A 5,399-nucleotide genomic window follows, 5' to 3' on the forward strand; every position below is an offset into this window, starting at 1 on the left:
ATTCCCCAACTCAACTATCGCTATCCTCTGAAGCGCGAGCGCTTTCCTAAGGGTTTACGTCCTGCCATCCAAAAGCTGCCCGCGTTGGTATTGGCCTCTTAGGGATCCACCTTGTTGTCTTGAGTTACTTGGCTGTCTACAGGGCGTCTGGATCTACCCCTAGCTCTTGTAGCTTCCGGGCCAGGCGCCCTGCCCGTTGTTCGGCCTGCTCAGCCCTTTGCCGCTCCAGTTCGGCCTCAGTGGGTACCAGTTCCCCAGCAGCAGTGGCCCAGCGAATCCAGGTGGCCTCGATGTCCCGAAACCTGCCCTCCCACTTCACTAGGTACAATCCCAAAACCTCGCTCGGCAAGCAACCCTCTGCATCCTCTTGAATTGGCTCATAGCGGCCGCCCCTTAGCCGAAACCCCGCCCAGTCCTCTGGCTCAAACGGGTCAAACCAAAAGTACTCCGGCACCCGGATAATCTGCTCATAAAGTTGCTTTTTGCTTGTCTTGTCCTCCTGGGCAGTGCTGGGAGAAAGAAGCTCAATCACCACGTCCGGCCCTTTGCCCTGCTCCCAAATCACCCAGCTTTTGCGCTCGCCTTTAGGCACACCCAACACCACAAAATAATCCGGCCCTTTGAAATTGCGGCCGCGGGTCTGCTCCAAGCTGTAGTAGAGAAACATATTGCCACCGACAAAGCCATCAGGGCGCTGCTGCAGCCAGGTTTGGGTAGTGGAGATGAGCAAGTCCATCTGGCACCTGTGCCGCCAGCTTTCCATAGGTTCGCTGTCGTCGTAGGGGAGCTCGTCTTGGGTGGGGGGCAACTCGGGTAGATAAACCGGATCCAGCACCTCAGTAGTTGGGTTCGGGTTAGTCATTGCCAGTTCTCCTCTCTTTACCCTTACAAGGTATCGGGATCCACCCCTAGCTCCCGCAACTTCTGGGCAGGTGATCTGCTCTCTGCTGTTCTTGTTTAGCCCGCTGCCGCTCTTGCTCAGCCCGTTGGCGTTCGATTTTCTTCCTCAGGAGTAGGCACCAGCTCACCATTGGGGAAGAAGTACCGAAGCTGCTGGTTGTGCATCCCCAGGTACAATCCCAGCACCCCGCTCCACCGCCACCCCTCCTTGGTGAGCGGAATCTCCTCGTATTTCTCCCCCCTTAGCCGCAAACCCATGAACTCCAGGGTCTCAGGAGAAAAATAGAAGTACTCTGGAGTTCTGAAAATCCTCTGGTACAGCTCCCGCTTCTCCTCTCGATCCACTTTGGCTGTGGACTCGGAGAGCAGCTCAACAATCAAGTCTGGATATTTCCCCCCTTCTTCCCACACCACCCAAGAAGGGCGGGGGCGGTTTTCTACCCCTTTGACCAAAAACAGATCTGGGCCGTGGAAGTCTTTGGTTTTGAGTTGGTCGCGGCTGGAGTAAACGGTAAGGTTCTAAGACAGGAGGTAGTCGTTGCGATCCTGCCAGATGCGGGTGAGGCAGCTCACCAGAATTAGAAGCTGCAAGGCGTGGAGAGAGTGTTCCATTTCGGGCTCATCGCTGAGCAGCCCCTGGGCCGAAGGCATGAGCTCTGCCAGTTGCTCGCGGGTGAGGGGAGTGATTTCCTGCAGTTTCTCTTGGGCTAGCATCTTTGCGTTGGGGGCAAGCAAGTGAATTAGCCATCGGCAGGGATCCCCATCTATGTCCCACTGCTCTGCTCCAGCTTGGCCACACGAGCTTCCAGCTTGCGCAAGGTACGTTGCAGCTCAGGCAGATGCCGCTGGACGGCCATGCTCTTGCGCCATTCGGCAATAGGCTGATGGGGGTAGCCGGCCACGGTTTGACCAGCGGGGACGTCGCTGGTTACACCTGTCTGGGCGGCCACGCGTACGCCATCGCCAATGTGCAGGTGCCCGGCCAGGCCGCATTGCCCAGCCAAGATGACGCGGTGGCCCAATTGGGTGCTGCCGGCAATGCCCACCTGAGCCACGATCAAGCAGTGGGATCCCGTCTTCACGCCGTGGCCAATCTGCACTAGGTTGTCAATCTTGGTGCCCCGGCCAATGCGGGTCTCGCCAACAGCGGCCCGGTCGATGGTGGTGTTGCTGCCCACCTCTACGCCGTCTTCCAGCACCACCCGGCCCGCCTGCAGCATGCGCCGCCAGGAGCCGTCGGGAAGAGGAATGTGGCCAAAGCCGTCGTCGCCGATGACAGCACCGCTGTGGATGAGGCAATCATCCCCAATCTCCGTGCGCTCGTGAATGACGCAGTTGGCGAAAAGCTGACAGCGGGATCCAATCCGCACGTGGGGGTAGATGGTTACATTGGGGTGGATTTGGGTGTAGTCGCCAATTTTCACCCCTTCCATCACCACTACATGCGGCCCAATGGCCACACCTTCTCCCAACTCAACGCTGGGATCAATCACAGCGGTGGGATGGATCCCAACAGGCAAGCGATAGGGCTGGTAAAACAGCTCGATGGCCTGGGCAAAGAGCAGACGGGGATCCTTCCCTCGCAGGCAAGCAATGGGGCGGGGCAGAACCAGCGATTCCTCCACAATGACGGCGCTGGCTTGGGTCTGCTCCAGCAAGGGTAGGTAGCGGGCTTCACTGAGAAAACTCAGCTCTCCTGGGCGCGCCTCTGCTAGGCTAGCCACGCCGTGAATTTCTAGGGTGGGATCTCCCTCGTAGGGGCATCCCAATTTTTGGGCGATCTCCTGTAGCTGCATTGGGCTTGAGATCCTCTACGATTGCAGCAGCCGCACATCCATCACGGTTCCACGCAAGTTGTAGCTAAAGGTCTCGAGCTCCAGGGGAACGCCGACTTTGACGCGGTTGTTGCCTAGGACAATGCCATTTTCTGTCCGCTGGCCCCGTCCCCGCAAGGTAAACACCAGATCAAAGCGGTAGGGCTCTGGGTCAGGCAAGTTCTCAACCCGTCCATCGGGAAAAACCACCGGCACAGTGCGGCTGACGTTTTCCACCCGCACCACCTCCACCTGGCCGTAGGGTTGGTTGCGGATAATCAAGTCAGCCTTCTGACCTGCTTGAAAAGGTTCCAGGGATCGGCTGCTGACCCCCCGCACAATCATATCCACTTCCACCGGCAGCGTGGGGCCACCCCCCACCTGGACGACGCTGCCCACCTGCCGCCCGGGGAAAAACAGGACAGCCACAATCGCCGCTACTACAATGGCCAGCGCCCCCAGATCCAGAAGGCTGACCTTCCCCAGCAGACGCCCCCGTTCATCGACGAGCCGCATCGCCACTTCTCTTCCAACACCCTGCTTTATTGTAGGGTGCCCTACTACTAGGAAACACAGTCATCGGCCAAGTGCAACCACTCGCGGGCTCCCCGCTAGGTAACCAGTGGCAGCCAACTGGCAAAGGAGTGGAGCTGACGGGAGTCGAACCCGTGTCCGAGATGGGTACTGGGGGTTCACTCCTTCACAGGCTTAGCCTCTCTGACCCTCAAGGCAGGGATCGCCGTTTAGATCCCGGCGATGGGAGTTCTCCGCCTAAGCTTAGGCTCTCCCTCGACGGAGCCGGAGAAGAGAGCTGCACCCGTTGGGGTTGTGACCCGCCCACTTAACGGGGTCGTGGGAGGATCCTCGAGCTCAGACTTCTCTTACTGAGCCTTAGGCAGCCAGAGCAGCTGCTTTACGAGCAAAAGGTACGACGTTGTTCGCACCTACTTTGTTGAGCCTAGTGGTAACGGGATAAGCTCAAGCCCGACCTGCATCATGAACCCTTGTTCGCCACCCCGTCGAAACCGTTACAGCCCCGGGGTTAGCTTACATCTAGACTAGCAAAACTCTCGGGGATCCGGCTAGAGTCTTTGCGAATGTGACAGAAGTCCTGCTAGCATAACGGAAGTGTAAACTCGGGTCGGTAGCTCAGCGGTAGAGCACTCGGCTTTTAACCGATTGGCCCAGGGTTCGAATCCCTGCCGACCCAGCTTGCGATACCCTCTCCCCCCGGCCTGGCCTAAGCTAGGATTCCAGGAGGCAGGTGGGAGAGGCGAGGTGGCCGTTCTTTCGTGGCAAGACCTAGGCAAAGAGGGGGAGGTCAAGCTGTTGCTGGCGCCGTGCGTGGAGGAAGCGCTAGCGAGCCTGGCGGAGGAGGCTGAAACTCGAGAGACGGTCTTTGTCTCCAAGCTTTGGCACCGAATTCCTGCCCAGGATGCCATCCTCGATGAGTGTCTGCAGGTGCTGGCGAGGGTAGCCCTATCCCTCTGGCCTTATTGGTATGGGGAAAAGTTTGAGCCGGGCACAACGGCAGAGGTTCAAGCTCACAATCGTCTCCGCGCCCAAGAGCTACCAGCAAAACAGGATCCCACCATTGCCAACGCCTGGCTCAAGGCGGCCATGCACCTGTGCCAACAGCAACGCCTGCCTCTGCTGCCAGGGATCCAGCGGGCGATCCAGGTGCAGCAACTGGCTAAGGCCATTGCCCCTCGCGAGCTGACCTTGGCTTTGGCAACCGACGAGACAGAGCCGGCGCCCAGCTACTTACTCGGCTTGGCCAAGGCAGCTATCTGGTTGGCTGACAACAGTCAGGCACGGCTGGTGCTGGTGGTGCCGAGCGCTTTGACTGATCACCCCGAATTGGCCTCCGTGAGCTACGGTGCCATTCGACTGCCGCTTCCTGAGAGGCTAAAGGAGTTCGACAGCTCGGTGCAGGTGGTGGTGGGTTACAAGGAATCCCCTCACCCCTTCAGTCCCGCCGAGAGAAAGCTGGCCGACCGGGTGGCAGCAGATGCACAGTTAAAGAATTTGCTGGAATTCAACCAAACTGTACAGAGTGTTAACGGACGCACTTTCCGAGCGGATCTGCTTTGGCGGGAGGGTAAGGTGGTGGTGGAAGTGGATGGGCCAGAGCACCGCGAGCCAAACCACTACTACCAGGATCGCCTGCGGGACTACGAGTTGCTCATCTCCGGCTACTTGGTGTTGCGGATTCCCAATGAGCTGGTGATGTCCGACTGCGAGCGGGCGGTGGAGATGATCCGCAAGGTGGTTCAATTGCAACAGAGCCGGCTTTGAGGCAGGGCTGGAGGTTGGGGAAATGAGCGATTTGTTGCCCAAAAGTGAAATTTTGCTCTGGAAGCTCCTGCTAACAGGGGAAGAACCGACCAAGTCGCAAGTGAAGCCAAAGCATAGGGCCAAAGAGCTCAAGCTGTTGGAGGAAAAGGGCCTCATTGAATGCAAGACTGTAGTCGAAAAGGGAAGGAGGATAACCCGGCTTGTGCTGACTGACAAGGCCTGGGACTGGGCTTCTACCACACCTCCAACAGCCATCGCCCGCTCCAAGTCTCCAGAGGCAGCAGTTGTTTTGCAAAAGGCGTTGGCAACCCTAGTGGATTACGCACAGCGGGAGAACGTTCCCTTGGCGCGGATTCTAGGCCTACGGCCGAGTAGCGCGAACAGGCC

At 58.4% G+C, this 5,399-nt stretch carries 5 protein-coding genes, 1 tRNA gene, 1 other RNA gene and 2 pseudogenes; 3 read left to right on the forward strand and 6 right to left on the reverse strand.

The window, feature by feature from the left end; all coding sequences use genetic code 11:
- Positions 1–136: 136 nt before the first annotated feature.
- The 6 genes and pseudogenes from NW860_RS07915 to ssrA form a co-directional block, all read right to left on the reverse strand.
- Positions 137–862, reverse strand: coding sequence for a Uma2 family endonuclease (locus NW860_RS07915; protein ID WP_414513490.1), 726 nt, complete (start codon positions 860–862; stop codon positions 137–139).
- Between the two features lie 116 nt (positions 863–978).
- Positions 979–1,377, reverse strand: a pseudogene (locus tag NW860_RS07920) (Uma2 family endonuclease); the annotation flags it as partial.
- Between the two features lie 42 nt (positions 1,378–1,419).
- Positions 1,420–1,614, reverse strand: a complete 195-nt coding sequence (locus tag NW860_RS07925) for a hypothetical protein (RefSeq protein ID WP_414513492.1) — start codon at positions 1,612–1,614, stop codon at positions 1,420–1,422.
- Between the two features lie 50 nt (positions 1,615–1,664).
- The gene (lpxD, locus tag NW860_RS07930) at positions 1,665–2,696 is read right to left on the reverse strand and encodes a UDP-3-O-(3-hydroxymyristoyl)glucosamine N-acyltransferase (protein WP_414513494.1); all 1,032 of its coding nucleotides are present in this window, start codon (positions 2,694–2,696) and stop codon (positions 1,665–1,667) included.
- Positions 2,697–2,711: 15 nt separating this feature from the next.
- The gene (locus NW860_RS07935; protein WP_414513496.1) at positions 2,712–3,230 is read right to left on the reverse strand and encodes a DUF4330 domain-containing protein; all 519 of its coding nucleotides are present in this window, start codon (positions 3,228–3,230) and stop codon (positions 2,712–2,714) included.
- A 126-nt stretch (positions 3,231–3,356) separates the two neighbouring features.
- Positions 3,357–3,752: a transfer-messenger RNA gene (ssrA, locus tag NW860_RS07940) on the reverse strand.
- A gap of 100 nt (positions 3,753–3,852) precedes the next feature.
- On the opposite strand from ssrA, the gene NW860_RS07945 reads away from it, so the two are divergent.
- The 3 genes and pseudogenes from NW860_RS07945 to NW860_RS07955 all read left to right on the forward strand — a co-directional run.
- A tRNA-Lys gene (locus NW860_RS07945) sits at positions 3,853–3,924 on the forward strand.
- Positions 3,925–3,992: 68 nt separating this feature from the next.
- Positions 3,993–5,012 carry an endonuclease domain-containing protein gene (locus NW860_RS07950; protein ID WP_414513498.1) on the forward strand — a complete coding sequence of 340 codons (1,020 nt, stop codon included), beginning with the start codon at positions 3,993–3,995 and terminating at the stop codon, positions 5,010–5,012.
- Between the two features lie 52 nt (positions 5,013–5,064).
- Positions 5,065–5,399, forward strand: a pseudogene (locus tag NW860_RS07955) (hypothetical protein); the annotation flags it as partial.

This window comes from Synechococcus sp. F70.1 (assembly GCF_047502745.1).
Lineage (GTDB): Bacteria > Cyanobacteriota > Cyanobacteriia > Thermostichales > Thermostichaceae > Thermostichus.

Bases quoted from the DNA above. Each gene is read 5' to 3' on its own strand.
- NW860_RS07915 (WP_414513490.1), bottom strand. From the start codon at position 862: ATGACTAACCCGAACCCAACTACTGAGGTGCTGGATCCGGTTTATCTA.
- NW860_RS07925 (WP_414513492.1), bottom strand. From the start codon at position 1,614: ATGCTAGCCCAAGAGAAACTGCAGGAAATCACTCCCCTCACCCGCGAG.
- lpxD (WP_414513494.1), bottom strand. From the start codon at position 2,696: ATGCAGCTACAGGAGATCGCCCAAAAATTGGGATGCCCCTACGAGGGA.
- NW860_RS07935 (WP_414513496.1), bottom strand. From the start codon at position 3,230: ATGCGGCTCGTCGATGAACGGGGGCGTCTGCTGGGGAAGGTCAGCCTT.